The following is a 22,835-nucleotide window of genomic DNA, read 5'->3' on the forward strand; positions in this document are numbered from 1 at the left end:
CGTCACGAATTAGGTAAGCCTACGGACCCGGGCCGCCCGTCAGCTTACGTAGCTTTGCGGATTGGTCGCAGCGATGTGCCGGCACAGGGTAGAAATGTAGCATTTACCCAAGGCGAGGACCGTCGCATGCTCCATCGAAGCAATGAATTTGAGTGGCCGGCATCCGGCAATGCGAACGGCGGGTATCGTGGGCTTGGCGCCTATATGAGCGCGGTCTATCTCCACATGGCCGGCGGCGTGATCATATCGGCAGCGTTCGCCCTTCTGGTCGCCTACAGCCGATCACTCGCCGGCGCCCTGTTCACAGCTGGCGGGCTCACCACGGTCGGATGGATCGTGACGCTGGCGCCCCTGGGGCTCGTGATCCTGCTCGGCGCCGGGATCGACCGGCTGCCTGCCTCGACGGCCAGGGCGATCTTCATCCTCTACGCCGCGCTCGTCGGCCTGTCGCTTGGCAGCGTGCTGCTCACCTACAGCAGCGGCAGCGTCGGCTACACCTTCGTTTCCGCGGCTGCCGGGTTTGCCGTGCTCGCCCTGATGGGCACATCCACCCGACGCGACCTGTCCGGCCTGAGCGCCTTCTTCACGATCGCGCTCGTCGGGCTCATCGTGACGATGCTGCTTAATCTGTTCATGCGCTCAGGCACTCTCGATCTGCTCACCTCGGGCGTCGGCATCCTGCTGTTCGCGGGGCTCACCGCATTCGATGCCCAGCGGCTGAAGCGTCAATATGAGGAGGGCGCCGCGGATGGACGCAATGGCGCTGCGGTGCTGGGCGCGCTGACGCTCTACCTCGATTTCCTGAACCTGTTCCTGTCGTTGCTGCGGTTCACCGGACGGGAGCGGTGGTGACCGAGCCGCACGCATTCTGGCAAGCCACGCCCGACGATTCTCTCCACACGCTCGCTGCGACCCGCGACGGGCTGCCGTCGGATGAGGCTGCCGCACGCCTCGATCGTGACGGGCCGAACGAGGTCTCCGCGGCGAAGCGGCGGCACTTCCTGCTCGACCTTCTTCGCCGCCTCGGCAATCCGCTGATCGCCATCCTGCTCGTAGCCGCCGGCATTGCCGGAGCCACCGGCGACCTGGCGAGCTTTGCGATCATTTTCATCGTCGTCGTGCTGTCGACCACCCTCGATCTCGTCCAGGAGCATAGAGCCGAAGCGACGGCGGAAGCGCTGAGGCGGGCGATCGCGCTCCATGCGACCGTGCTGCGCGACGGCAAGCCGATCGAGTTGCCCGTGCGCGAACTGGTGGCCGGCGATATCGTCATGCTCGCGGCGGGCGATCTCGTTCCCGCCGACGGCATCGTCCTGGCGGCGAACGGCGCGCAGGTGAACGAGGCGCTGCTGACGGGCGAGCCCTATCCGGTCGAGAAGCAGGTCGAGCCCGCCACGGCCGCCGAAACGCCGGCCGAAGCACACAATGCCCTGTTCCAAGGGACTTCGCTCATCGGCGGCACGGCGACGCTGCTCGTCGTCCAGACGGGGCCGCGCACGCGCTTCGGCGCGATCGCGCGTTCGCTCGCCGGCAAGCAGCCGACGACTGCTTTCGAGCATGGCATCCACAAGCTCGGCGTGCTGATCGTCAGGCTCACGATCTTCCTCGTGCTGTTCGTGCTGCTCGCCCATCTCGCGCTCGGGCGCCCGCCGCTGCAGTCGTTCCTGTTCGCGATGGCGCTCGCGGTGGGCCTGACGCCCGAGCTTTTGCCGATGATCATGACCGTCGCGCTCGGGCGCGGCGCTCAGCGGATGGCGAAAGCCAAAGTCGTGGTGAAGCGGCTGTCCGCGATCCACGACCTCGGCCAGATGGACATATTGTGCACCGACAAGACCGGCACGCTCACCGAGGCGCGGATCACGCTCGTCGGCCAACCAGGCATCGACGGCGACGATGACGAGCGGGTGGCGGAGCTGGCGGCGGTCAACGCCCGCTTCGAGACCGGCCTGAAAAGTCCGCTCGACCAGGCGCTGCTGCTCCACATGACCGGCCGCTCGCTCGAGGGCTGGCGCAAGCTGGACGAACGGCCGTTCGATTTCGAGCGGCGGCGCGTCGCGGTGCTGGCCGAGCAGGGAAGCGAGCGGATCGAGATCGTCAAAGGCGCGCCCGAGACGCTGCTCGCCTTGTGCACAAGAGCGCAGGACCGATCGGGAGAGTTCGTGCCGCTCGATGATGCGCTACGCGCCCGCCTGTGCGCGCTGCGCGAGGATCGCGCAGCGCAGGGACTGCGATTGCTCGCGATCGCATGGAAGCCGGCTGCCGGGCAGGACCGAATCGACGCACGGGGCGAGGACGAGCTCGTTTTCGCAGGCTATTGCGTGTTCGTCGATCCGCCCAAGCCGAGCGCCACATCCGCAGTCGCCCGGCTCGAAGCAGCGGGCATTCGCATCAAGGTGATTTCCGGCGACGCCGCGCCAGTGATCCAGCATCTTGTTGCAGCGCTGGCTTTGCCGGTCGAAGGCATATTGACCGGTGACGAGATCGCGAAGCTCAACGACCAAGCGCTCGCGGCGCGAGTGGAACAGGTCGATCTGTTCGCGCGGGTCACGCCCGATCAGAAGACGCGGATCGTGCGGGCGCTCCGTGCGCGGGGCCACACGGTGGGCTTCATCGGCGACGGCATCAACGACGCGCCGGCGATCCGCGCCGCCGACGTCGGCCTGTCTGTCGACGGCGCCACCGACGTGGCGCGCGAGGCGGCCGACATGATCCTGCTCGCGCCCGATCTCTGCGTGCTCGCCGATGGCGTCGCCGAGGGACGGCGAACCTATGCCAACATCATGAAATATGTCCGGATGGGAACGAGCTCCAACTTCGGCAACATGCTGACCATGGCGATCGCGTCGCTGTTCCTGCCGTTCCTGCCGCTCACGCCGGTGCAGGTGCTGCTGAACAACCTTCTCTACGACCTTTCCGAGATCGGCATCCCGTTCGACACCGCGGATAGCGGCGATCTGGCGCGCCCACAGGGATGGGACATAAGGGGGCTGGTACGCTTCACCGCGATCATGGGGCCGCTTTCATCGCTCTTCGACTTCGCCACCTTCGCGCTTCTGCTCGGCGTCTTCCACGTCGGCATCCCGGAGTTTCGCACGGCCTGGTTCATGGAATCGATGCTGACGCAGATCCTCGTGGTGTTCGTGATCCGCACATCCCGCCCGGCCTGGTCGAGCCGGCCGCACATCGTGCTGACCGTCACAGCCCTGGCCGGCCTGGCGGCGGCGCTGCTGCTGCCGCTGCTGCCCTCAGCCGATCTGCTCGGCTTCGCGATACCGGGTGCAACCATATTCGGCGCCATCGCGCTGCTGGTGGTCGGTTATCTGGCAAGCGCGGAGTTCCTCAAGCGGTTCGCATTGCGGCCGGCGGGGTCGGCGCGTTGATGACGAGGCCGCCGTGGCTGCATGACCGCGTCCCTCGATCTTATCGGGATGGTTTGAAATGCCGGCAATTGGCATCGCGGCGGAGCGATAGGCCGGGGCCGTACGCGCCCCATGCGGACGCACGGCGCTGGCGCACAGGCCCGGTATCATGAATGCTTGCAGGCAGTTTGAACACGATCGGAGATTCGGGACGGTGAAGGAACGACGTATTGGTTACGAAGCGCTGCGGTCGAAGCTGATGAGCGCGCAGGATGCGGCCCGGTTGATCGCACCCGGCACCACGGTGGGCATGAGCGGCTTTACTGGCTCGGGCTATCCCAAGGCGGTCCCGCTCGCCCTTGCCGAGCGAATTGAGGCCAAGCACGCGGCAGGCAACCCCTTCTCGCTCCGCGTCTGGACCGGTGCATCGACAGGTCCGGAACTCGACGGGGCGCTGGCCAAGGCAGACGGCATCGAATTCCGCCTGCCCTACAACTCCGACCCCATTGCCCGCGACAAGATCAACCGCGGCGAGATGGAATATTTCGACATGCATCTGAGCCAGGTCGCGCCGATGGCATGGCAGGGCTTCCTGGGTCCGCTGGACACGGCATTGGTAGAGATCAGCGGCATCCGGCCGGACGGCTCGCTGATCCCGTCCTCCTCGGTCGGCAACAACAAGACGTGGCTGGACAGGGCAAGCCAGGTCATCCTCGAGGTGAACAGCTGGCAGAACCCCGCCCTGGAGGGCATGCACGACATCTATTACGGCACCGCCCTGCCCCCGCACCGCGTGCCGATCCCGCTCGTGCGGCCGGACGACAGGATCGGCGAGACCGGATTCCGGTGCGATCCAGCAAAGATCATCGCCATCGTCGAAACGGACGCGCCCGACCGCAATCTGCCGTTCAAGGCGCCCGACGAGGACGCCAGGACCATAGCCGGTCACCTGCTGGAGTTCTTCCGCCATGAGGTCGCGCGAGGCCGATTGCCCGCGTCCCTGCTGCCGATCCAGTCGGGCGTGGGCAACATCGCCAACGCCGTGCTAACCGGCCTTGTCGACAGCCCCTTCGAGGACATGACCGCCTATACCGAGGTCATCCAGGACGGGATGCTCGACCTGCTTGCCGCCGGCAAGCTGCGGATGGCATCCGCGACGGCCTTCTCGCTCAGCCCCGAGGCGGCCGCGGGTCTCAATGCCGACATGGAGCGTTTTCGGGACAAGATGGTGCTGCGTCCGCAGGAGATCAGCAATCATCCCGAGCTGATCCGGCGGCTGGGCTGCATTGCGATGAACGGGCTGATCGAAGCCGATATCTACGGGAACGTCAATTCCACCCATGTCATGGGCTCGCGCATCCAGAACGGCATCGGCGGATCGGGCGATTTCGCGCGCAACGCCTATGTGTCGATCTTCATGACGCCCTCGCTCGCCAAGGGCGGGGCGATTTCCGCCATCGTGCCGCAGGTGAGCCATGTCGACCACATCAACCAGGACGTCCAGATACTCGTGACCGAGCAGGGCCTGGCCGACCTGCGCGGTCTCTCGCCCAAGCAGCGCGCGCGACTGATCATCGAGAAATGCGCACATCCGCTCTACCGGCCGGCGCTGTCGGACTATTTCGAGCGGGCCTTGCGGTCATCTTACGGCAAGCACTCGCCGTCCCTGTTGGCCGAAGCCCTGTCATGGCACCAGCGCTTCGTGGAGACAGGCACGATGATGGCCTGAGCCAGCGCGAGGCCCTGGTATCATCGTCTCTCAGTGCCGCCGGGCGGCGCGCTTGTCCCGGACCTTCTTGTAGCTCTCCAGGATCGCCCGCATATCGTCGAGCGCCTGCTGACGGATCCTGGCATCCTGTATTTCCGCCAGTTCGCGTTTCAGGCCGGCGGCGAAATCAGCGTAGCTGTTCTGCCAGTCGCGACCCACGGCCTGCTGAAGCTCCGGGTCTCCGGTCTTGATCCGGGCTGCGGGCGTGCCGACGGGCAGCCGGAACACTTCGCCCATCTCCGGCACGATGATGGAAGCGCTCAATTCGCGGGCCTGGGTGATGCGACGCAACGTCTCGATCGCCGTCGCTTCCCCATGCGAGAGGAAAAGACTGCCCCCAAGAGGACGCCGCGCCTCCATCCACGCCAGCAGATCGTCCTGATCGGCGTGCGCCGAATAGGTATCGATGTGCCGAATCTGGGCGCGCACGACGATGTCCTCACCCGAAATGCGCACACGCTCGGCGCCGTCAAGAATGATCCGGCCCAGCGAACCCTCCGCCTGGAAGCCGACGAACAGTAGCGTGGATTCGCGTCGGAAGAGATTGTGCTTGAGATGGTGCCGGATGCGGCCGCCTTCACACATGCCCGATGCCGCCATGATAATGGCGCCCGACAAGCTGTTCAGCCGGATCGATTCCGCGACATCATCGACGAAATGAAAAGCCGCGTGACCAAAGACATTCTCGCCCTCCATGTCCTCGAGCGACCCGGCATATTTGGCGAACACGCTGGTCGCGCGATTGGCCAAAGGGGAATCGACGAAGACGGGGGTGGATGGAATGCGGTTGGCGTCGATCAGCGCGGCGATATCCAGCAGCAGTTCCTGCGTGCGCTCGAGCGCGAACACCGGAATGATGAGATTGCCACCGCGGGCCAGCGCCTCCTTGATCTCGGCTTCCAGCAAGCTTCGGCGCTCGCCGATGGCGAGATGGTCGCGCTTGCGGTCGCCGTAGGTGGATTCGCAGATGACATGATCGAATCCCGAGGGACCCTCGGGATCGCGTTGAAACGCCTTATGCTCGGGACCAAGGTCACCGGAACACAGGACATGCGTCCCACCGACATCGAGCTCAACCGACGCCGAGCCCAGGATGTGCCCGGCGTTCCAAAGGCGCGCCCTGAACCCAGGGACAGGCTCAAACCATGTCTCGAGGTCAACGGACCGGGCCTGCCGCCACGCGGCGACTGCGTCCTGCTCGGTGTAGATCGGTAGGATCTCCGGCTGGTCCGCACGATCCTTGCGTCGATTGCGTCGGGTTGCGTCGCTCTCCTGGATGCGCCCGGCGTCGGCCAGCATGAACTCGAGCAGATCCGCCGTTGGCGCCGTGCACCAGATCTCGCCCGTGAAGCCTTCGGCCACGAGCCTGGGCAATAGTCCGCTATGATCGATATGGGCGTGGGTCAGGATGACCGCGTCGACCTCCTCCGCGTCGAACGGGAAGGCACTCCGGTTGAGCGCTTCCAGCGTACGGGAGCCCTGGAAGAGCCCGCAATCGACGAGCAACCGTTTCCCGTCACGGCAGAATTCCATGCAGGAGCCAGTGACAGTACGGGCTGCTCCGTGGAAGGCGAGTGTGAGGTCGTCAGTCATGAAGTATCAGATCATTGTCCCGGATCGGCTGAGGAAAAGTCGTTTTTCCCACTCGAACTGCCCATGTCATTGTTTCGCCCGAGAGTGTCCGACGTATTGCAAGCGAAGGCAACCCAAGCAGGACTTGCCGCCACGCAATCAGTATTTGGGACGATATTCTGGGTGGCATTCATCCGGACGTTGGCTGAGCAGCCTATCGGCGCGGATGGCGGCGCGATCGACGAAGCTTCAAATTCAGAAGAGATGGCGCGGATGCGGCCGCCGGAAATCGCCGGCAGCCGCTCCGCCATTCGCCAGACGAAGGTCAGACGACGACGATATTATCCTCGACCCTGGTCACGCCGGGAGCGGCCCATGCGGCGCTCTCGGCGATCTGCCGCTCGTTCCACGCCCTGACCTTGCCGCCCAGCGTGACCTTGCCGCCATCGGTGAACACGGTGACCGAAGCCGCATCGAGATCGGCGTTGCGCTTGATCGCCGCCACGATCCGGTCCTTGACGTCGCCGGAGGTCGGCAGCTTGTGCAGTTCGATCAGGTTGCTGACGCCGACGACGCCGTTGACCTTGCCGGCAACCTTCCGGGCCTCGTCGCTCTGATAGTACCAGTCGACCGTGCCGCTGAGCGTCACCCAGCCATGCTCGACCTTCACCGCAATCTTGTCGTCGGGGATCGAGACGTTCCAGGAGAACATGTCGAGGATGCGCCTGGCGATTTCATGATCGGCGGTCTTCGGATCGGAGGCGAAGCGCACCTTGATCTCCTCGGCGAGCGCCTTGACGCCCGCCACGCGCCGGGTTGCCTTCTCCGCCGCCATCTTCTGCGGATAGCATTTGACGAATCCGGAAAGGGTGACGACCCCGTCGGTCACGGCCACGCCGATATCGGCCTGGTCGATGCTCGGCTCCCATTCCAGCTCATCGAGGACGTCATGCTGTAATTGACTGTCGCTTTTCATGTCCGATCTCCTTGCGGGTCTTTCTATTCCACCGGGTGGGGGCCGTCGCGGCGGTCTCAGCGCCGGCGACCTTGAGGACCAGCGGTAAGTTCAGGGAAGCGATGGAGCCGCGGTTCTCGCGGCTTCGAAAACGCAGGCGGCCATGGGCGGTCTCGACGAAATGCCGGACGCGGACGAGGCCGGAGCCGTTTACGGAGGACTGTTCGAATCCATGCAGCGCCGCGTGGAGTTCGGCGGCGCTCACGCCGCGGCCATTATCGGCGACGATGAGCCGGACACGGCCTCCGAGCCGCCTGGTCTGGATCCGGATGACGCCCGGCTTCACGAACGCCGCGCAGGCGTTGGAGACCAGCTCCAGGATCACGGCGTCCAGATCGGCGGGATCGAGCTTCACCGGAAGCGGGCCGGCGGCCGGTTCGAACCGGATTTCGACGTGCCGACCGGCGCGCGCGCGCATCAGCGATCCGAGGCCGGCGAGATGCTCGTTGAGGTCGAAGCGCGTCGCGGCGCCTCCCGATCGGCCTTGCCCGAGCATCGCGCTGGTAAGTCGTCCCCCGCGCAACGCGGCGTCCTCGATCGCGTCGAGCAGCAATGTCCGCCGATCGCCCGTCGGCCTGTCGTCCAGCATGTGCCGCGCGGAGGCCACGACGCCGAAGAGGTTGCGCAGATCGTGAATAGTCTCACGCGTGGATATATCCGGATCCCGGTGAAGTGAGACACTGTGCATGGCGCCCTCCGTTGACGCAATTCTTGTCCCTCTCAGGAAGCGCCCGGAGAATCGGGAATGTTACTTAGGGGTCGATCCCCCATGCTCGCGTCCTTCCATATTGATGTTTCACGCCGCGGGCTCTTGGCGACGGCTTCATCGTGGCCGTCAGCCGAGCGACACGCCGACGATTGCCCCGGCACCATAGGTGACTGCGGCAGCGGCAATCCCGATGACGAGTTGGCGCGCCGCCGAGAACAGCGCGGAACGGCCGGTGAAAAGGCTCGTGCCGGCGCCGATCAGCGCGAGGGCAAGGCCGCTGGCGGCCAGGCTGGCGATCAGCGCCGGTCGCCCCGAGAGCAGCAGGAACGGCGCGACCGGGATGATCGCGCCGGTCGCAAAGAGCAGGAACGACCATGTCGCGGCCGTCCAGGCGGACCCGCCGAGCTGATCCGGATCGATCCCGAGCTCCTCGCGCGCCAGCGTGTCGAGCGCGGTTCCTTCATTGCCCAGCAGCCGCTCCGCCAGCGCGCGCGCCTGTGGTTCGGCGATGCCTTTGGCCTGATAGATCAGGACAAGCTCCTCCTCCTCTTCCTCGGGAACCTCGCGCAACTCTTCGGCTTCGGTCGCGATCTGGCTCTGGTAGAGTTCGCGCGAGCTTGTGACCGACAGCCATTCGCCCATCGCCATCGAGCAGGCGCCCGCGACAAGACCGGCAAGCCCCGTGAGCAACAGCGTATTGTCCGCCGCGGCGGCGCCGGCCACACCCATCACCAGGCTGAAATTGGAGACGAGGCCGTCATTGGCTCCGAGCACGGCGGCGCGCAATGTGTTGCCACCGCCGCGGTGGCGTCCCTCGAGGAGCGCGATCGTCGGTCCTGAAAGACCTCCTTTGCCGGCGGCGGCCCGCATCAGCACGGCATGCGATCGCTCATCGGCGGGAAGCCCGGCGGCCTTCGCCTCGGGCTGTGCGTCATAGGCTGTGCTGCCGCGCTCCTCGCTGGCCGCGAGCGCGGGCAGGACGAAGGCTGGCCCGAACCGCTGGGCGAGCCAGGCGAGCACGCGCGCACTTGCAGAAGGGGTGGGCGAGAAATGGCCGCCGCCCGCTTCGATCCGCTTGCGCCAGAACTCGCCATGGGCCTGCTCGACCGCGGCGAGCCGGTGGAACACCTCGGCCAGTTTCGGGTCGGCCTCGCTCTCGGCCAAAGCCGCATAGACCGCCGCGCCGTCGACCTCGCCCTGGAGATTGGAGCGATAGCGCGGCAGAGGGTCAGGATCGGTCCCGGTCGTCAAGCTTCTATGATCACTTTCAGCGCCTGGGTCGCCGCGGCGCGGCCGAAGGTGTCATAGGCATCAAGAATGTCCGCCAGCGCGAAACGATGCGTGATCAGCAGCTTGGGATCGATTTTCTTCGATTGGACCGTCTTGAGCAGCATCGGCGTCGTCGCGGTGTCGACCAGCCGCGTCGTGATCGAGATGTTGTGCGACCAGAGCCGCTCCAGATGGAGATCGACCTTGGAGCCGTGGACGCCGATATTGGCGATCACGCCGCCCGGCGCGACGATATCCTGGCACAGCAAGAAGGTGGCGGGGATGCCGACCGCCTCGATCGCGGCGTCGACGCCGCGCCCTTCGGTTAGCCCCTTCACCGCATCTGCCGCCTTGCCGTCGGCGCTGTTGACGGTGTGCGTCGCGCCGAAACGGCGGGCGACCTCGAGCCGGTTGTCGTCGAGGTCGATCATGATGATCTGGGCGGGCGAATAGAATTGGGCGGTCAGCAATGTCGCAAGCCCGATCGGACCCGCGCCGACGATGGCGACGCTGCTCCCGGGCGCGACCTTGCCGTTGAGCACGCCGCATTCGAAGCCGGTTGGCAAGATGTCGCTCAGCATCACCAGAGCCTCCTCGTCGGCGCCCTCGGGGACCGGGTAGAGGCTGGTGTCGGCATGGGGGATGCGGACATATTCGGCCTGGGTGCCGTCGATTGTGTTGCCGAGGATCCAGCCTCCCGTCGTGCAATGCGAATACATGCCGCGACGGCAATAGTCGCACCGGCCGCAGGCGGTGACGCACGAGATGAGCACGCGGTCGCCCGGCTTGAAGACGGTGACGCCCGCGCCGATCGCCTCGACCACGCCCACGCCTTCATGACCGAGGATGCGGCCCGGCGCGCAGGTCGCGACGTCGCCCTTCAGGATATGCAGGTCCGTCCCGCAGATCGTCGTCCGCGTGATGCGGACGACCGCGTCGCCGGCGTCACGGATTTCGGGCTTGGGCCGGTCTTCGAGCGCCTTGGCGCCGGGACCCTGATAAACGAGCGCTTTCATGAACAAACCTCTCTAAGGTGAAATGTCGGCGTGCGCCTTGGGCGCATCCCTCCAGGGCCGATGATCAAGACCAGCGATTTGAACCCGGACTCGCGCCGAACCTATCCGTAAATCAACGGAGGGGGCGAATCCTGTCGATGTCTCGTGACCTCCGACGGGTTTCGGCTTTCCCGTGAGGCTGGCTAGAGATGATTCTCTCACACCGGCATGTCGCATACTGGAACGCGACGTCCAGGAACACCGAGAGACTCGTAACGCCGTGCTTGCGCATCAAAACGGGCGCGATGGATCTCGGCGATGCGAAAGCCGATCCCAGATGCTTATGCGTGGACGACCCGCCAGTAAAACTCCGGAATGCCGGCCCTGCAAGCCCGGTTTAGAAGGCCGGTGCGCGACGAGTTGCTTCGACAGGAGTCAAATTCCGTCGCAGCGAAGGTAGTTTGCGCCTGTCTGTCACATGACACCCGTAAGGAAGGTCGTCGATCAAGACGCGCAGTTTCCCTTTGTCGATCGCTTTGGAGAATATCATGTCCCAGGATAGTCATCTTCAACAGTCTGTGCTCGCCGAGCTGAACTGGGAACCGAGCGTGACCGCCGCCCATATCGGTGTCACTGCGAACGCTGGCGTCGTGACGCTCACGGGCCATGTCGAGAGTTTCGCGGAAAAGCAGGCAGCCGAGGCTGCGGCCCGCAGGGTGAAGGGCGTCAAGGCAGTGGCCGAGGAGATCGAGATCCGGCTCCCTTTCGATGACCAGCGTGACGACGATGACATCGCGGCTGCCGCGATCGATCGACTCGCCTGGGATGTGTCCGTTCCACGCGACGCCATCAAGGTACAGGTTGAAAAAGGGTGGATCACCCTGACCGGCGAGGTCGACTGGCACTATCAGAGGGACAGCGCCGAACAGGATATCCGGCGGCTGCTCGGCGTGATCGGCATGTCCGACCAGATCACGATCAAGCGCAAGGTCGATGTCTCGAATATCAGCGACGAGATCATGCACGCACTCCATCGCTCCTGGTTCTTCGACCCGAAGACCATCACGGTCAGCGCGCAGGAGGGGAATGTCGTGCTCGCCGGAACGGTTCACTCGCCGCATGACAGGCAAGTCGCCGCGGCGACGGCATGGGCCGCACCGGGCGTGACCGATGTGCGGAACGACATCATCATCGCGTGAATGCGCGGTATTGGACTCTGACAGGCGACGATATCGTTGCGAGATGCGCTGGTCGATATGGCGTGCATCGCCGTTCACGGCATCAAGACGGCCGCGCCCTCGAATATTTTCGAGGTGACCGTCCGGCTTTCGTCGAGCGTCAAAATCTCGGATAACAGGTCGTAGGTGCACAGATTTGCTTTCGAGCATCCGGTCGCCATGCAGCAGCTCATCGCCCGGGCGACCCCTGCCACCAGGCGGTGAAGCTACTCGAAAATGGTGATATCGAGTCCCGGACATTCGCATCACGGATCAGGAAAACCGCCGTCGCAAGGAACACGATCGCGCCGCCGCCAAGGTAGACTCTGGCTGGCTACATATGGTCACAAGCCATGGGTCGGGATTTCCACATCGGCGGCGACATCTGGCAACTCCTGCGACGGCGTCGGCATTCGCGCCGACATTGTCTGGATGATGCGCCGAACTGACCCTCGGGGCGCCAATCCGTAGATAAACGGAGTGTGCTGGACATTGCCGGAGCCTAGCAAGCAGTCGTTGGGCGTTGGACCGCACACCCAGAGGAGACGAACATCATGATCAACACGCAAGGATCGCGCTTCGGCGACAGTCCGGCTTCGCTGGAGCAACGCGGCGCATGGTGCTGGTTCACGGTGCTCGGCATCGCACTTATCCTGCTGGGAGCCATCGCCTCCGCGAATCTGTTCATCACGACCGTTGCAGCGACTTTTTACGTCGGCGCCGTCATGCTCGCCGCCGGCGCGTTCCAGATCATACATGCCTTCGGCGTCAAAAAATGGGCGCGGTTCGCATTCTGGCTCCTGAGCGGCCTGCTTTATCTTGCGGCCGCCGTCGCGATGTTCCTCGATCCCCTGTTCGCGGCCACCCTGCTCACCCTGTTCCTCGCCGTCTCGCTCGGGCTCTCCGGCGCGCTGCGCCTCTTCATAGCACTGACAACGCGCACGCCGTCCGGATGGGGATGGATGACCGTCTCGGCCGTCGCGAGCATTGCGGCCGCGCTGGTGATAGCACTCGGCTGGCCGGTCAATTCGATCTGGGTACTCGGACTGATTCTGTCGATCGACCTGCTGTTCCAGGGGGTCGCCCTCTTGCTGATCGGTCTGTCCCTACGTAGCGCCACGTTCGGACCGCGCGCTTCGGGCTGGCGGTAGGGCTAGAACCAGAACCTAATCCCAGCCACGAGGCTCGTTGATGACGCTTGTTCGCCCGCCGCGCGCGCCATCCGCTTAGTGTCACCGAAACTGCGGTCCCAGGAAACGCCGATATAGGGCGCGAATTCCCTGGCGACCTCGTAGCGAAGCCGTAATCCGAGCTCGAGAGTCGAGAGGCCGGCGCCGATGCCGTTTTCGGGAATATCCTGTGCGGCGAAATTGGCTTCGACGCGGGGCTGGAGAATCAGCCGCTGGGTGATGCGCTGGTCGATGTCGCCCTCGACTCGCGCGAGCAGGTCACCCCTGGTGGACACAAACGCTGAAGCCCCCAGATCGAACCAGTAGGGCGCGAGACCCTCTATCCCGATACTGGCATAGGTGCGGTCCGGCCCCCTGCCGACATCCTGCCGGATGCCGCCCTGGACATTCCAATAGGGATCGATCGCATGCGACCATAGCGCCTGAACTTCGCCATGGTCGATCGCCTCGCCGAAACTGCCCTCCCCCTCCGACTTGAGCGCCAGCCGGTCGATGTCGCCGCCAAACCAGGCGCTGGCGTCCCAGCGATAGCCATCGCGAGCCTCGCGCGCCTGATATTCCGCGATATTGAACAGGACCTTGTGGAAGGTCATCCCCCCATGTTCGCCGAGCAGGTTGGCTTGGGCGGCGGCCATCGCGCGTGGATCGAAATAGCGATCGGCTGGGCGGTCAGTCGCCACCGGCGGTGGCGGCAGGTTGCCAGGTTCGAGGTCTGTGCCCGCTGGGCCGGCCGGTTCGGCTGGTACGGCGGCAGGCATAGCCATGTTGGGCATGTCCTGGCCGTTCGGAGGCTCAATCGGAGTAGGCATTGCATGCCCAGGGTGCGGATCGGACTGTGTCGGCATCGCCATGCCGGACATATCTTGGCCCTGATGGCCTGAATGATCCATCGTCTGGGCCGATACCGACGCTGCGAACAGGAACGGCGAGAGCCCCAGGAACCTGAACGCGTTCACGCGGGATCTCCCGCATCGCGGACTTGCACGACGCGGATCATTCCCGCATGCATGTGAAGGAACATGTGGCAATGGAAAGCCCAGTCGCCATAGATACCGGTCACGTCGAAGCTGACCTTGCCGCCTGGCGGCACGTTGACAGTGTGCTTGCGGGGTGAATGATCACCCTGCCCCGTCACCAGCTCGAAGAAGTGGCCGTGCAGGTGGATCGGGTGGTTCATCATCGTGTCGTTGATGAGCGTCATGCGCACCCGCTCGCCGGTACGGACCGGGATCGGCGTTCGCGCTTCCGACAGCGTCTGGCCGTCGAGGGACCACATATAGCGTTCCATATTGCCCGTAAGGTGCAGTTCGATCTCGCGGGCCGCACCGCGCACGTCGGGATTGCGGTCGAGTGCGACGAGGTCGCGATAGACCAGGACCTTGTGGCCAACCTTCTCAAGGCCGACTCCGGGCTCGCCGGTGCGATCCATCGGCATCGGCGCTATCGTCTGCACGCCCGGCCCCAGCACGACCTGCGGTGCATTGGCGCCATCGCGCATCTTCATCGAATGCCCCGAACCGCCAGCGGAACCGTGCTCCGTCGGTGCGGCGGCGCCTGCGTCATGATCCATAGCGGGCATGTCCACCCCCGGCATATCCATGCCTGCCATGTCGTGTCCCGCGTGGCCGCCGGGTGCGTCCATTGCGCCCATGCCCATGTCCGCCATCGTCAGGAGCGACCGCTGGCGCAGCGGCGGGACTCCGCCGGCCATGCCCTCGCGTGGCGCGAGTGTGGCGCGGGCCATGCCTGAACGGTCGATCGCCTCGCCGACGATGGTGTAGGCGCGATCCTTGGTCGGCGTGACGATGACGTCATAAGTCTCCGCGATCGTCATCTGCAGCTCATCGACGGCGACCGGGCGGATCGGTTGCCCGTCGGCGGCGACCACTGTCAGCGTCAGGCCCGGGATGCGAACATTGAAGATCGTCATGGCGGCGGCGTTGATCAGCCGCAGCCTCACCCGCTCGCCTGGCTTGAACAGCGCGGTCCAATTGTCCTGCGGACCATAGCCGTTGACGACATAGGTATAGGCCGCACCCGTCACATCGAGGATGTCGGTCGGGTCCATCCGCATCCGCGCCCATTCCAGGCGATCGGCGTGCTTCTGGTCCTTTCCTCCGAGCAGCCCCACCAGCGTCTGCTTCTGTCGGTTATAGTAGCCCGGCTCCTGCTTGAGCTTGGTGAACAGCGTGTGCGGATGCACGAAGCTGTGGTCGGAGAACATCACGACATGTTCGCGATCACAGGCGATTGGATCGGCGCCCCTGGGGTCGATCACGATCGGGCCGTAGTGCCCCATCGCTTCCTGCAAACCCGAATGGCTGTGATACCAGTAGGTGCCGGACTGCTGAATCGGAAACTCATAGGTGAAGGATGAGCGCGCGGGGATGCCGGGGAAGCTCAGGCCCGGGACGCCGTCCATCTGGAAGGGCACCAGCAGGCCATGCCAGTGCAGCGACGTCTCCTCATCCAGCCCGTTATCGACGGTGATTCGAACGGTCTGCCCTTCGCGCAGGCGCAGCAATGGGGCAGGAACGGTGCCGTTCATGGCGATCACATGTGCCTGCCGGCCGTCGACCTTCACCGTCTCGTGCGCGACCCGCAAGGAGATGCTGTCGCCCGAAAGCTCGGGCAAGGGTTTGGCGATGCCGCGCGATACCGGCTGCGCCCAGGCGGGCATCCACGCGGCCAGCCCAAGTCCGGCACCGGCAAGGCCCGCGCCGCGCAAAAGCGCGCGGCGATCAAGGGCCGGGAGCGAGGCGGGAGAGGTCGTCATGGAAGGGTTGCCTGTGTCGGGATCTGTTGTGCGCCAATACGCAAATCGCGCTTCAGGCCCTCAAAACTTCCTGCAATTTGTTCCGCGCGCGATGAAGCCGCGTTTCGACGGCTTTCTCGGTGATGCCCAGGATCGCGGCAGCTTCTGCTTGCGATGCACCCTCAACGGCGCGCAGCACCAGCACCTCCTTGAGCTTGGCGGGCAGTTTGACCATTGCGTGCATCACTTCGGCCAGTTCCTGGCGGTCACTGGCTTCGCGCTCGACGTCGGCGGACGGGTCAACCGGATCGGGCGCGCCTTCCAAGGGCGCAGCAAAGGCGAAGAGCGCACGCACCTTCCGGCGCCGTCCCCAATCCCGGCATTTGTTGAGCGCAATGCGGGTCAGCCAATGCTTCATCGGTCGCGACCGATCGTAGCGCTTCAGCGCCGCAAAGCCGGCGATAAAGGTCTGCTGTGTGATATCGAGCGCCGCATCGTCATCGGCGGTGTGCGCGCGGGCGAAGCGGAAAATGGCTTCGCGATGCCGGCGCATCAATTCGGTATAAGCGCTTTGCCGCCCCCCGATCGCCAGCGCCGCCAGTTCGCCGTCCGAACATTCGGCGAGATCGAGGCTCATTTTGCCTCGACGGTCAGCGCCTTGACCACTGCGTCGTCAAAACGCGTGGCCTGCTCGGGCCGGAGCACGCCACGCATCGCGAAGATATGCTCGAGCGTCACCTTCTGCAGTTCACCCATCGCCTTGTGTGAGCGGTCGATGGCAGCGCTGACCTGCGGGCCGTAGCCATGTTCGGTCTGGATGGCCTGGGCAAGACGGGCATTGTCGGCGCGCAATTCCAGTTCGAGCGCCTGTTTCTGGATGGCGAACCGGGCTTCGATTGCCTCGATCCTGGTTTCCTGAGTGGGATCAAGATCGAGCTGCTCGTGGAGCAGTTGATGGAGCTCGCTTTCGACCGGGGGCGGCGCCACGATATAGCTGCGGCCGACAAAGACGCCCGCCAATGCCGCGCCGAATGCGATCAATATAACGAACAGGAAGCGGGACCGATCGGTCATTGCACGCCCGCCAGCAATGTTGACGGTGCGAGCGCTGCTGGAGCGCCGAACGGAAAGGCGGTGGTTGCCGCAGTTGCGGGTTCACCCGGAAAGCTCGATCCCAGGATGCCGGTCACAAGCGCGACGGCGGCGGCCGTGACGAACAGCCGCCCGGACGAGCGATCGCCAGCCAATTGCTGATTCAAGCCATCGAGCACCGCTGCATCGATCGCGTTGAGCCGGGGATCCACCGGCAACGCTCGCAGGCGCGCGAGCGCGTTTTCTATATCTGTCATTCTGTTTCTCCGAACTGCGCGCTTCGTCATACGCAAGGAATACTCCGACCCCTCAAATTAATAGCCGCACGATCCGAGGGGTGAGCGCTCGGCCTGCGTATGGACAGCGGGATATCCGAGGAGCGCTTCATGAAGGCCATCAAAATCATCGCCACTGCCCTCGCTGCCACCGCAATGACGACGACCATGCCCGCGCTGGCGCACCCGAGGCTGGTTGCGTCGATTCCTGCCGCCCAGGCATCCGTCGCGTCGACCCGGCATGTCATGCTGCGCTTCACCGAACGGCTATTGCCCCAGTTGACCGGTCTTGAGATCACGCTTGCCGGCATGGCTGGCATGTCGCACTCGGATCATATGGCGCACATGGCCATGACGTCTGTGCCGGCAGTGAAAACGACACTCTCCTCGGATGGCAAGACCCTCATCGCGACTTTCGCGAGTGCATTGCCGCGCGGTAGCTATGTCGTGACCTGGCATGCGGTAGCCGCAGACACCCACCGGGTCGAAAACCAGTTCGCCTTCACGGTCAGCTGAAGGCCATGTCCGAGGGGCCGATCATTGCTGTCCGCTTCCGCCTCTTTGCGATCGAGGGGCTCCTGTTCGGCGTCCCGCTATTCGGCCTCTACGCCCTGCGTGCGCCGCAACGGGGCCTGATCCCGTTCCGAGCATGGCTGGTTCCGCTCAGCCTATGTGCCGCAGGCCTGAACATCGTCGGCTTTGCCCTGTTGCTGGCCAGCATGTCGGGCACGTCGATCGACGGCCTCGACCTCGAACTTGCCCGTTCGATCCTGCTGAACACTCCGGTTGGCTGGGCCTTCGCGCTGCGGCTTGCCGCAACCATGCTGGCCTTGTGCCTTGCCCTGCTCGCACCGGCGCGTCGAACAGACACGATGGCAGGCGTGGCGGCGCTCAGCGGTATCGCCCTCGCATCGCTGGTCTTGAACGGGCAGGGTGTCGCCACCGAAGGCGCATTGGCATGGCCACATCTCGTTTCCGACATCGCGCATCTTATGGCCGCAGGCGCATGGATTGGCGCCATTGCCTGCCTTCTCTTCATTGTGGGTCGCCCAACGGCCTCGCTCTTTGACTTGGCGGTCGCGCAGCGATCCCTCAACGGTTTCGGCATCGTGGGGTCGATTGTCGTCGCGCTGCTGATCGCGACCGGCATGGTCAACGGTTTGACCGTCCTGGGCGCACAACCTTTTAGCCCTCCCTTCGGCTCGACCTATATGGTTCTGATGGGCGGCAAGCTTGCGCTGTTCAGCCTCATGCTGGCTCTGGCTGCGCTCCACCGGTTTCGGCTTGTTCCTGCGATCGAGCGTGCTTCCGGCCTCGAGAACGGCGCTGGGGCGGATCGGGGCTACCATCGCTGTGGAGTTCGCCGCCGCAGTCCTGATCCTTGGACAGGTTGCGTGGCTCGGAATCCTGGAGCCAGGCTGGTGACCGGCTTCAGCGCCCCTTCGCACGGCAATGCGTGCCACCAAGCCTCCCCTCTTCCCGAAGGAACACCCCATGTCGGATCATGAGGCCCATTACGGCGGCAAGATGTCGGGCCGCGCCAAACTCATCTTCGTCGGGTTCGCCATCGTCGCGGGCTATTATCTCTTCACCGAGCATACCGCGCATGTGCTGAACGCGCTGCCATTCCTGCTCTTCTTGTCCTGCCCGGTCATGCACCTCTTCATGCACCATGGTCACAAACATGGCGGCGGGACTCCTTCAAGCAAATCACAGGGGACCGGCGACGCCGGTGTGCAATGATGGAGGGCACCATGGGCGCGCATCAAATGCAGGGCTTCGGCCTCTGGGGCCTCGCCTTCGTCAACTCGATGGTGTTCATTCTGTTCGCTCTGAGTTTCTTCAAACCGCAATCGGCAAGGGACTGGCGCAGTTTCAGCGCGTTCAGCGCCTTTCTCGTCGCGCTCTTCGCCGAAATGTACGGCTTCCCGCTCACCATCTACCTGTTCGCGGGCTGGTTCCAGTCGCATTATCCCAGCGTCAACTGGTTCTCGCATGATGCTGGCCATCTGCTCGAGATGATGTTCGGATGGCGGCTCAACCCGCATTTCGGTCCATTCCACATCGCCAGTTTTGTCCTGATCGGCGGTGGTTTCTGGATGATCTCGGTCGGCTGGGCCGTGCTCCATGCGGCGCAGCAACACCACGCAATGGCGATCACCGGCATTTATGCACGGCTCCGGCACCCGCAATATGTCGGCTTCATCCTCATTCTGACCGGGTTCCTGTTGCAATGGCCGACGCTGCTGACGCTGGCCATGTATCCGGTTCTCGTCGTCATGTACGTCCGCCTTGCCCACCATGAAGAGAAGGTTGCGATCGCAGAATTTGGCGATGCCTATCGCCAATATATGGCGCGCACCGGCGGCTTCTTTCCGAAATGGCGAACCCCAAGCCCCAGATGAACCGCGTTCCGGCAAATGAGGGCTTGACCCTGACATGATGTCAGATCCCACATGACGCTGCGTTGAAGGAGAATCGATATGACATCGACTGATCACGAGGCGCATCATCATGGTGCGGGCTGCTGTGGCGGCGACACGAAGAAAGTGAGCGGTACGGCCACTGCCGTTGATCCGGTGTGCGGTATGAAGGTCGATCCGGCAGCGACCGAGCATCATGCGACCCATGCGGGTCAAGGCTACCACTTCTGTGGTGCAGGATGCCTGTCGACGTTCGTCGCAAACCCGGGCCAGTATCTGGACAAGAAAGACGTGCCACCGGCCCGTGCGGTCGCAAACGGTGTCATCTACACTTGCCCGATGCATCCCGAGGTGCGGCAGATCGGACCAGGCTCCTGCCCGATCTGCGGCATGACCCTCGAGCCGGCAATGGTATCGGCCGACAGCGCCCCCAACCCCGAGCTCGCCGACATGACGCGCCGTTTCTGGGTGGCGCTTATCTTGACCATTCCGGTCTTTGCTCTGGAGATGGGCGGGCATCTGACCGGCCTTATGATGTTCGTGGGCAAGCAGACATCGAACTGGATCCAGTTTTTCCTCGCAACGCCGGTCGTGCTGTGGGCGGGCTGGCCGTTCTTCACGCGCGGCTGGTCCTCGCTCAAATCTCGCCATCTCAACATGTTCACGCTGGTCGCCATGGGGGTAGGCGTCGCCTATGTCTACAGCCTCGTTGCCCATTTCGCGCCATCGCTGTTTCCGCCCGCCTTCCGGGATTCGATGGGCACGGTGCCGGTCTATTTCGAGGCGGCCGCCGTCATCACTGTCCTGGTCCTGCTCGGCCAAGTGTTGGAATTGCGCGCGCGTGAGCGCACCTCCGGCGCAATCAAGGCGCTGCTTGATCTGGCGCCTAAGACCGCCCGCAGGGTTACCGCCGGCGGACAAGACGAGGAAGTCACGCTCGACCTCGTGGTTGTCGGCGATCATCTACGGGTTCGGCCCGGCGAGAAGGTGCCGGTGGACGGCGTCATCGCCGAAGGACGAGTATCGATCGATGAATCACTGGTGACCGGCGAATCCATGCCGGTGACCAAGGAAGCGGGCGCCAAGGTCATCGCCGGCTCGCTCAACAAGACGGGCAGCTTCGTCATGGTCGCCGAGAAGGTCGGGAGCGAGACGCTGCTTTCGCGGATCGTCCAGATGGTGGCCGAGGCGCAGCGCAGCCGTGCGCCGATCCAACGCATGGCCGATCAGGTCTCTGGCTGGTTCGTGCCCGTAGTGATCGCGGTCGCGCTGATCGCGGCCGCCGCATGGGCGGTGTTCGGTCCCGACCCGCGCCTGACTTATGCCCTTGTTGCCGCCGTTTCGGTGCTAATCATCGCCTGTCCCTGTGCCCTTGGTCTCGCCACGCCGATGTCGATCATGGTTGGCGTCGGGCGCGGCGCACAGGCTGGCGTACTCATCAAGAATGCCGAGGCGCTGGAACGGTTCGAGAAGATCGACACGCTGGTGGTCGACAAGACCGGAACGCTGACCGAAGGTCGACCCGCTGTGACAGGTATCCGCACCGTCAGCGGATGGGACGAGAACGAGATCCTGCGCCTTGCGGCCAGTCTCGAACGGGGCAGCGAACATCCGCTGGCTGACGCCATTCTGCGCGCCGCGCAGGACCGCAAGCTGGCGCTCGAACAGGCGAGCGATTTCGACTCGCCTGTCGGGCGCGGCGTGACCGGCACAGTGTCGGGCAAGCATATCCTGCTTGGTGGCCTGCGGTTCATGGGGGAGCAGAAGATCGATACGGCTGCGCTCAACGAAGCGGCCGAGGCGATGCGCGCCGAGGGCGCGACGGCGATCTTTGCCAGCGTCGATGGCAAGCTTGCCGGACTTCTTGGCATAGCCGATCCTATCAAGGAAACTTCGGCTCAAGCCGTCCGCGAGCTAAAGGCTGACGGCATCCGTATCGTCATGATGACCGGGGACAATCGAACCACCGCTCTTGCCGTCGCGGCCCGCCTTGGCATCGATAATGTCGAGGCCGAGGTTCTGCCCGAAGACAAGGCCAGCGTTGTGCAGAAGCTGCGCTCCGACGGCCGCAGCGTCGCCATGGCAGGCGACGGCGTCAACGACGCCCCGGCGCTGGCGGCAGCCGAGGTCGGGATTGCCATGGGAGCGGGAGCGGATGTCGCCATAGAAAGCGCGGGGGTTACGCTGCTGCAAGGCGATCTCAACGGTATCCTGCGCGCGCGGCGGTTGTCGCGCGCCGTGATGCGCAACATTCGCCAGAACCTGGTCTTCGCCTTCGCCTATAACGTCGCGGGCATTCCGATCGCAGCCGGCGCGCTCTATCCAACCTTTGGCTGGATGCTCTCGCCTGCCATTGCAGCGGCCGCCATGGCGCTGTCATCGGTAAGCGTCATCACCAATGCCTTGCGATTGCGGGTCATTCGTCTGTGATCGACCTGCCTCGTCATTTCGAAGCGAGCGCGCCAACAGCCGGGTCGGCGGAAGGTATCCTTGTCATTGCCGACGAACCGGACCTGCTGGCCAAACATATGCGCTGCCCATCGTTCATGAAGGGTGGCGGCAGCATCCGTGCAACCTCGATGCTCTAGCGGGGAAAGAGGTCGGTTCAGTGATCCTGGGGCAGCCAGCGCGATAGGTCGGATCATGCAACATTTCCCAGCGAACGAGACCTTTTCCAACGTCCTTGGGTGTCACGATAGTCAGCGAAGGAAATAGGCCCCGCATGTGGCCGACATTCCAGGTGACGATCACCGGAACGTGGTGAACGATCGCCTTGCACGAAAGCACGAACGGCGTCGAACGGTTGCGCCAGCTTCAATCCGATCAAGACCGTCACCGCGCGCACGCTCTCCAACGCCGCCCAAACTTCCTCGGCCGTGAACCGGTATTGCGCCCGTTTGACCCGCTGATTCAAAGTGCTGCAGGCTTCGGCGTGACTGTATGCGGCGACGGCGTATTCGCTGCGCCTCTCACCGATCGGCAAGTCCGGAGAGAGCGCATGATGATCGTGGGCTCCCGCCAACATCGCGATGAGCAGGTTGCTGTCGAGAAGGGCATCGGCCTTCAAGAGTCCTGCTCCCGTCCCGCCTCGAGCGCGGCGTTAGCCTCTTCCAGGCTTACCCGCAGCACCACCGGAGGGCGGAGCTAGGGTCGGTCCGAGCCGAACCAGTCGACCTATTTTGGCGACCACGTCCGG

General features: G+C 64.2%; 23 protein-coding genes. 11 read left to right on the forward strand and 12 right to left on the reverse strand.

The annotated features are described in order from the left end of the window. The first annotated feature begins 204 nt into the window (after positions 1-204). The 3 genes from BHE75_RS18625 to BHE75_RS18635 all read left to right on the forward strand — a co-directional run bounded on the left by BHE75_RS18625 (position 205) and on the right by BHE75_RS18635 (position 5,088). On the forward strand, positions 205-852 hold the full coding sequence (locus BHE75_RS18625) for a Bax inhibitor-1/YccA family protein (RefSeq protein ID WP_254684504.1): 648 nt from the start codon (positions 205-207) through the stop codon (positions 850-852). Next, positions 849-3,380 (forward strand): magnesium-translocating P-type ATPase, encoded by a 2,532-nt coding sequence (gene mgtA / locus BHE75_RS18630; protein ID WP_070936114.1) that lies wholly within the window; start codon positions 849-851, stop codon positions 3,378-3,380. Before BHE75_RS18625 ends, mgtA begins: the two co-directional genes overlap by 4 nt. A 193-nt stretch (positions 3,381-3,573) precedes the next feature. After that, positions 3,574-5,088 (forward strand): acetyl-CoA hydrolase/transferase family protein, encoded by a 1,515-nt coding sequence (locus BHE75_RS18635; RefSeq protein ID WP_254684505.1) that lies wholly within the window; start codon positions 3,574-3,576, stop codon positions 5,086-5,088. A 30-nt stretch (positions 5,089-5,118) separates the two neighbouring features. On the opposite strand, the gene BHE75_RS18640 is transcribed toward BHE75_RS18635, so the two are convergent. The 6 genes from BHE75_RS18640 to BHE75_RS18660 form a co-directional block, all read right to left on the reverse strand. Further along, the gene (locus BHE75_RS18640; RefSeq protein ID WP_070934775.1) at positions 5,119-6,720 is read right to left on the reverse strand and encodes an MBL fold metallo-hydrolase; all 1,602 of its coding nucleotides are present in this window, start codon (positions 6,718-6,720) and stop codon (positions 5,119-5,121) included. Between the two features lie 11 nt (positions 6,721-6,731). Beyond that, positions 6,732-7,010 carry a hypothetical protein gene (locus BHE75_RS24770; protein WP_217494742.1) on the reverse strand — a complete coding sequence of 93 codons (279 nt, stop codon included), beginning with the start codon at positions 7,008-7,010 and terminating at the stop codon, positions 6,732-6,734. A 14-nt stretch (positions 7,011-7,024) separates the two neighbouring features. Then, on the reverse strand, positions 7,025-7,675 hold the full coding sequence (locus tag BHE75_RS18645) for a BON domain-containing protein (protein ID WP_070934776.1): 651 nt from the start codon (positions 7,673-7,675) through the stop codon (positions 7,025-7,027). Further along, positions 7,647-8,267, reverse strand: coding sequence for an ATP-binding protein (locus BHE75_RS18650; RefSeq protein ID WP_191225223.1), 621 nt, complete (start codon positions 8,265-8,267; stop codon positions 7,647-7,649). The genes BHE75_RS18645 and BHE75_RS18650 overlap by 29 nt, the downstream gene beginning before the upstream one ends. Positions 8,268-8,549: 282 nt before the next feature. Beyond that, positions 8,550-9,674, reverse strand: coding sequence for a VIT1/CCC1 transporter family protein (locus BHE75_RS18655; RefSeq protein WP_191225224.1), 1,125 nt, complete (start codon positions 9,672-9,674; stop codon positions 8,550-8,552). After that, on the reverse strand, positions 9,671-10,708 hold the full coding sequence (locus tag BHE75_RS18660; RefSeq protein ID WP_070934778.1) for a zinc-dependent alcohol dehydrogenase family protein: 1,038 nt from the start codon (positions 10,706-10,708) through the stop codon (positions 9,671-9,673). The genes BHE75_RS18655 and BHE75_RS18660 overlap by 4 nt, the downstream gene beginning before the upstream one ends. Positions 10,709-11,235: 527 nt before the next feature. Between BHE75_RS18660 and BHE75_RS18665 the strand changes: the two genes are divergently transcribed. Next, complete coding sequence (locus BHE75_RS18665; protein WP_070936118.1) at positions 11,236-11,886, forward strand: BON domain-containing protein; 651 nt, start codon at positions 11,236-11,238, stop codon at positions 11,884-11,886. A 572-nt stretch (positions 11,887-12,458) separates the two neighbouring features. Next, on the forward strand, positions 12,459-13,055 hold the full coding sequence (locus tag BHE75_RS18670; protein WP_084653343.1) for an HdeD family acid-resistance protein: 597 nt from the start codon (positions 12,459-12,461) through the stop codon (positions 13,053-13,055). A 2-nt stretch (positions 13,056-13,057) separates the two neighbouring features. On the opposite strand, the gene BHE75_RS18675 is transcribed toward BHE75_RS18670, so the two are convergent. The 5 genes from BHE75_RS18675 to BHE75_RS18695 are packed head-to-tail and all read right to left on the reverse strand — an operon-like array spanning position 13,058 to position 17,198. Beyond that, on the reverse strand, positions 13,058-14,050 hold the full coding sequence (locus BHE75_RS18675) for a copper resistance protein B (protein WP_070934779.1): 993 nt from the start codon (positions 14,048-14,050) through the stop codon (positions 13,058-13,060). Then, complete coding sequence (locus tag BHE75_RS18680) at positions 14,047-15,870, reverse strand: copper resistance system multicopper oxidase (protein ID WP_070934780.1); 1,824 nt, start codon at positions 15,868-15,870, stop codon at positions 14,047-14,049. Before BHE75_RS18680 ends, BHE75_RS18675 begins: the two co-directional genes overlap by 4 nt. A gap of 52 nt (positions 15,871-15,922) precedes the next feature. Beyond that, positions 15,923-16,486 carry an RNA polymerase sigma factor gene (locus tag BHE75_RS18685; protein WP_070934781.1) on the reverse strand — a complete coding sequence of 188 codons (564 nt, stop codon included), beginning with the start codon at positions 16,484-16,486 and terminating at the stop codon, positions 15,923-15,925. Then, positions 16,483-16,923, reverse strand: a complete 441-nt coding sequence (locus tag BHE75_RS18690; protein ID WP_070934782.1) for a periplasmic heavy metal sensor — start codon at positions 16,921-16,923, stop codon at positions 16,483-16,485. The genes BHE75_RS18685 and BHE75_RS18690 overlap by 4 nt, the downstream gene beginning before the upstream one ends. Then, entirely contained in the window at positions 16,920-17,198 is a 279-nt protein-coding gene (locus BHE75_RS18695) for a hypothetical protein (protein WP_070934783.1), read from the reverse strand. The genes BHE75_RS18690 and BHE75_RS18695 overlap by 4 nt, the downstream gene beginning before the upstream one ends. Positions 17,199-17,327: 129 nt before the next feature. Here BHE75_RS18695 and BHE75_RS18700 point away from each other — a divergent pair, with 129 nt between their 5' ends. The 6 genes from BHE75_RS18700 (at position 17,328) to BHE75_RS24590 (ending at position 22,227) form a co-directional block, all read left to right on the forward strand. Next, on the forward strand, positions 17,328-17,732 hold the full coding sequence (locus BHE75_RS18700; protein ID WP_070936121.1) for a copper resistance protein CopC: 405 nt from the start codon (positions 17,328-17,330) through the stop codon (positions 17,730-17,732). Between the two features lie 5 nt (positions 17,733-17,737). Then, the gene (locus BHE75_RS18705; RefSeq protein ID WP_084653348.1) at positions 17,738-18,724 is read left to right on the forward strand and encodes a CopD family protein; all 987 of its coding nucleotides are present in this window, start codon (positions 17,738-17,740) and stop codon (positions 18,722-18,724) included. Next, positions 18,711-18,959, forward strand: coding sequence for a DUF2933 domain-containing protein (locus BHE75_RS18710; RefSeq protein ID WP_070934784.1), 249 nt, complete (start codon positions 18,711-18,713; stop codon positions 18,957-18,959). The genes BHE75_RS18705 and BHE75_RS18710 overlap by 14 nt, the downstream gene beginning before the upstream one ends. Positions 18,960-18,970: 11 nt before the next feature. Further along, positions 18,971-19,621 carry a methyltransferase family protein gene (locus BHE75_RS18715; protein ID WP_084653545.1) on the forward strand — a complete coding sequence of 217 codons (651 nt, stop codon included), beginning with the start codon at positions 18,971-18,973 and terminating at the stop codon, positions 19,619-19,621. A gap of 78 nt (positions 19,622-19,699) precedes the next feature. Further along, positions 19,700-22,069, forward strand: coding sequence for a heavy metal translocating P-type ATPase (locus tag BHE75_RS18720; RefSeq protein ID WP_217494743.1), 2,370 nt, complete (start codon positions 19,700-19,702; stop codon positions 22,067-22,069). Then, the gene (locus tag BHE75_RS24590) at positions 22,066-22,227 is read left to right on the forward strand and encodes a hypothetical protein (protein ID WP_169572503.1); all 162 of its coding nucleotides are present in this window, start codon (positions 22,066-22,068) and stop codon (positions 22,225-22,227) included. The genes BHE75_RS18720 and BHE75_RS24590 overlap by 4 nt, the downstream gene beginning before the upstream one ends. A gap of 53 nt (positions 22,228-22,280) precedes the next feature. Here the strand turns inward: BHE75_RS24590 and BHE75_RS24200 are convergent, their stop codons facing one another. After that, positions 22,281-22,706 carry a hypothetical protein gene (locus BHE75_RS24200; RefSeq protein ID WP_139181771.1) on the reverse strand — a complete coding sequence of 142 codons (426 nt, stop codon included), beginning with the start codon at positions 22,704-22,706 and terminating at the stop codon, positions 22,281-22,283. Positions 22,707-22,835: the final 129 nt, after the last annotated feature.

Origin of the sequence: Edaphosphingomonas haloaromaticamans (assembly GCF_001853345.1) — a bacterium.
Taxonomy (GTDB): domain Bacteria; phylum Pseudomonadota; class Alphaproteobacteria; order Sphingomonadales; family Sphingomonadaceae; genus Sphingomonas_E; species Sphingomonas_E fennica.

Coding starts and splice junctions, on each gene's coding strand:
- BHE75_RS18625 (WP_254684504.1), top strand. CDS start 205: ATGAGCGCGGTCTATCTCCACATGGCCGGCGGCGTGATCATATCGGCA.
- BHE75_RS18640 (WP_070934775.1), bottom strand. CDS start 6,720: ATGACTGACGACCTCACACTCGCCTTCCACGGAGCAGCCCGTACTGTC.
- BHE75_RS24770 (WP_217494742.1), bottom strand. CDS start 7,010: ATGGCGGAGCGGCTGCCGGCGATTTCCGGCGGCCGCATCCGCGCCATC.
- BHE75_RS18645 (WP_070934776.1), bottom strand. CDS start 7,675: ATGAAAAGCGACAGTCAATTACAGCATGACGTCCTCGATGAGCTGGAA.
- BHE75_RS18660 (WP_070934778.1), bottom strand. CDS start 10,708: ATGAAAGCGCTCGTTTATCAGGGTCCCGGCGCCAAGGCGCTCGAAGAC.
- BHE75_RS18665 (WP_070936118.1), top strand. CDS start 11,236: ATGTCCCAGGATAGTCATCTTCAACAGTCTGTGCTCGCCGAGCTGAAC.
- BHE75_RS18670 (WP_084653343.1), top strand. CDS start 12,459: ATGATCAACACGCAAGGATCGCGCTTCGGCGACAGTCCGGCTTCGCTG.
- BHE75_RS18680 (WP_070934780.1), bottom strand. CDS start 15,870: ATGACGACCTCTCCCGCCTCGCTCCCGGCCCTTGATCGCCGCGCGCTT.
- BHE75_RS18685 (WP_070934781.1), bottom strand. CDS start 16,486: ATGAGCCTCGATCTCGCCGAATGTTCGGACGGCGAACTGGCGGCGCTG.
- BHE75_RS18690 (WP_070934782.1), bottom strand. CDS start 16,923: ATGACCGATCGGTCCCGCTTCCTGTTCGTTATATTGATCGCATTCGGC.
- BHE75_RS18695 (WP_070934783.1), bottom strand. CDS start 17,198: ATGACAGATATAGAAAACGCGCTCGCGCGCCTGCGAGCGTTGCCGGTG.
- BHE75_RS18700 (WP_070936121.1), top strand. CDS start 17,328: ATGAAGGCCATCAAAATCATCGCCACTGCCCTCGCTGCCACCGCAATG.
- BHE75_RS18705 (WP_084653348.1), top strand. CDS start 17,738: ATGTCCGAGGGGCCGATCATTGCTGTCCGCTTCCGCCTCTTTGCGATC.
- BHE75_RS18710 (WP_070934784.1), top strand. CDS start 18,711: ATGTCGGATCATGAGGCCCATTACGGCGGCAAGATGTCGGGCCGCGCC.
- BHE75_RS18715 (WP_084653545.1), top strand. CDS start 18,971: ATGGGCGCGCATCAAATGCAGGGCTTCGGCCTCTGGGGCCTCGCCTTC.
- BHE75_RS18720 (WP_217494743.1), top strand. CDS start 19,700: ATGACATCGACTGATCACGAGGCGCATCATCATGGTGCGGGCTGCTGT.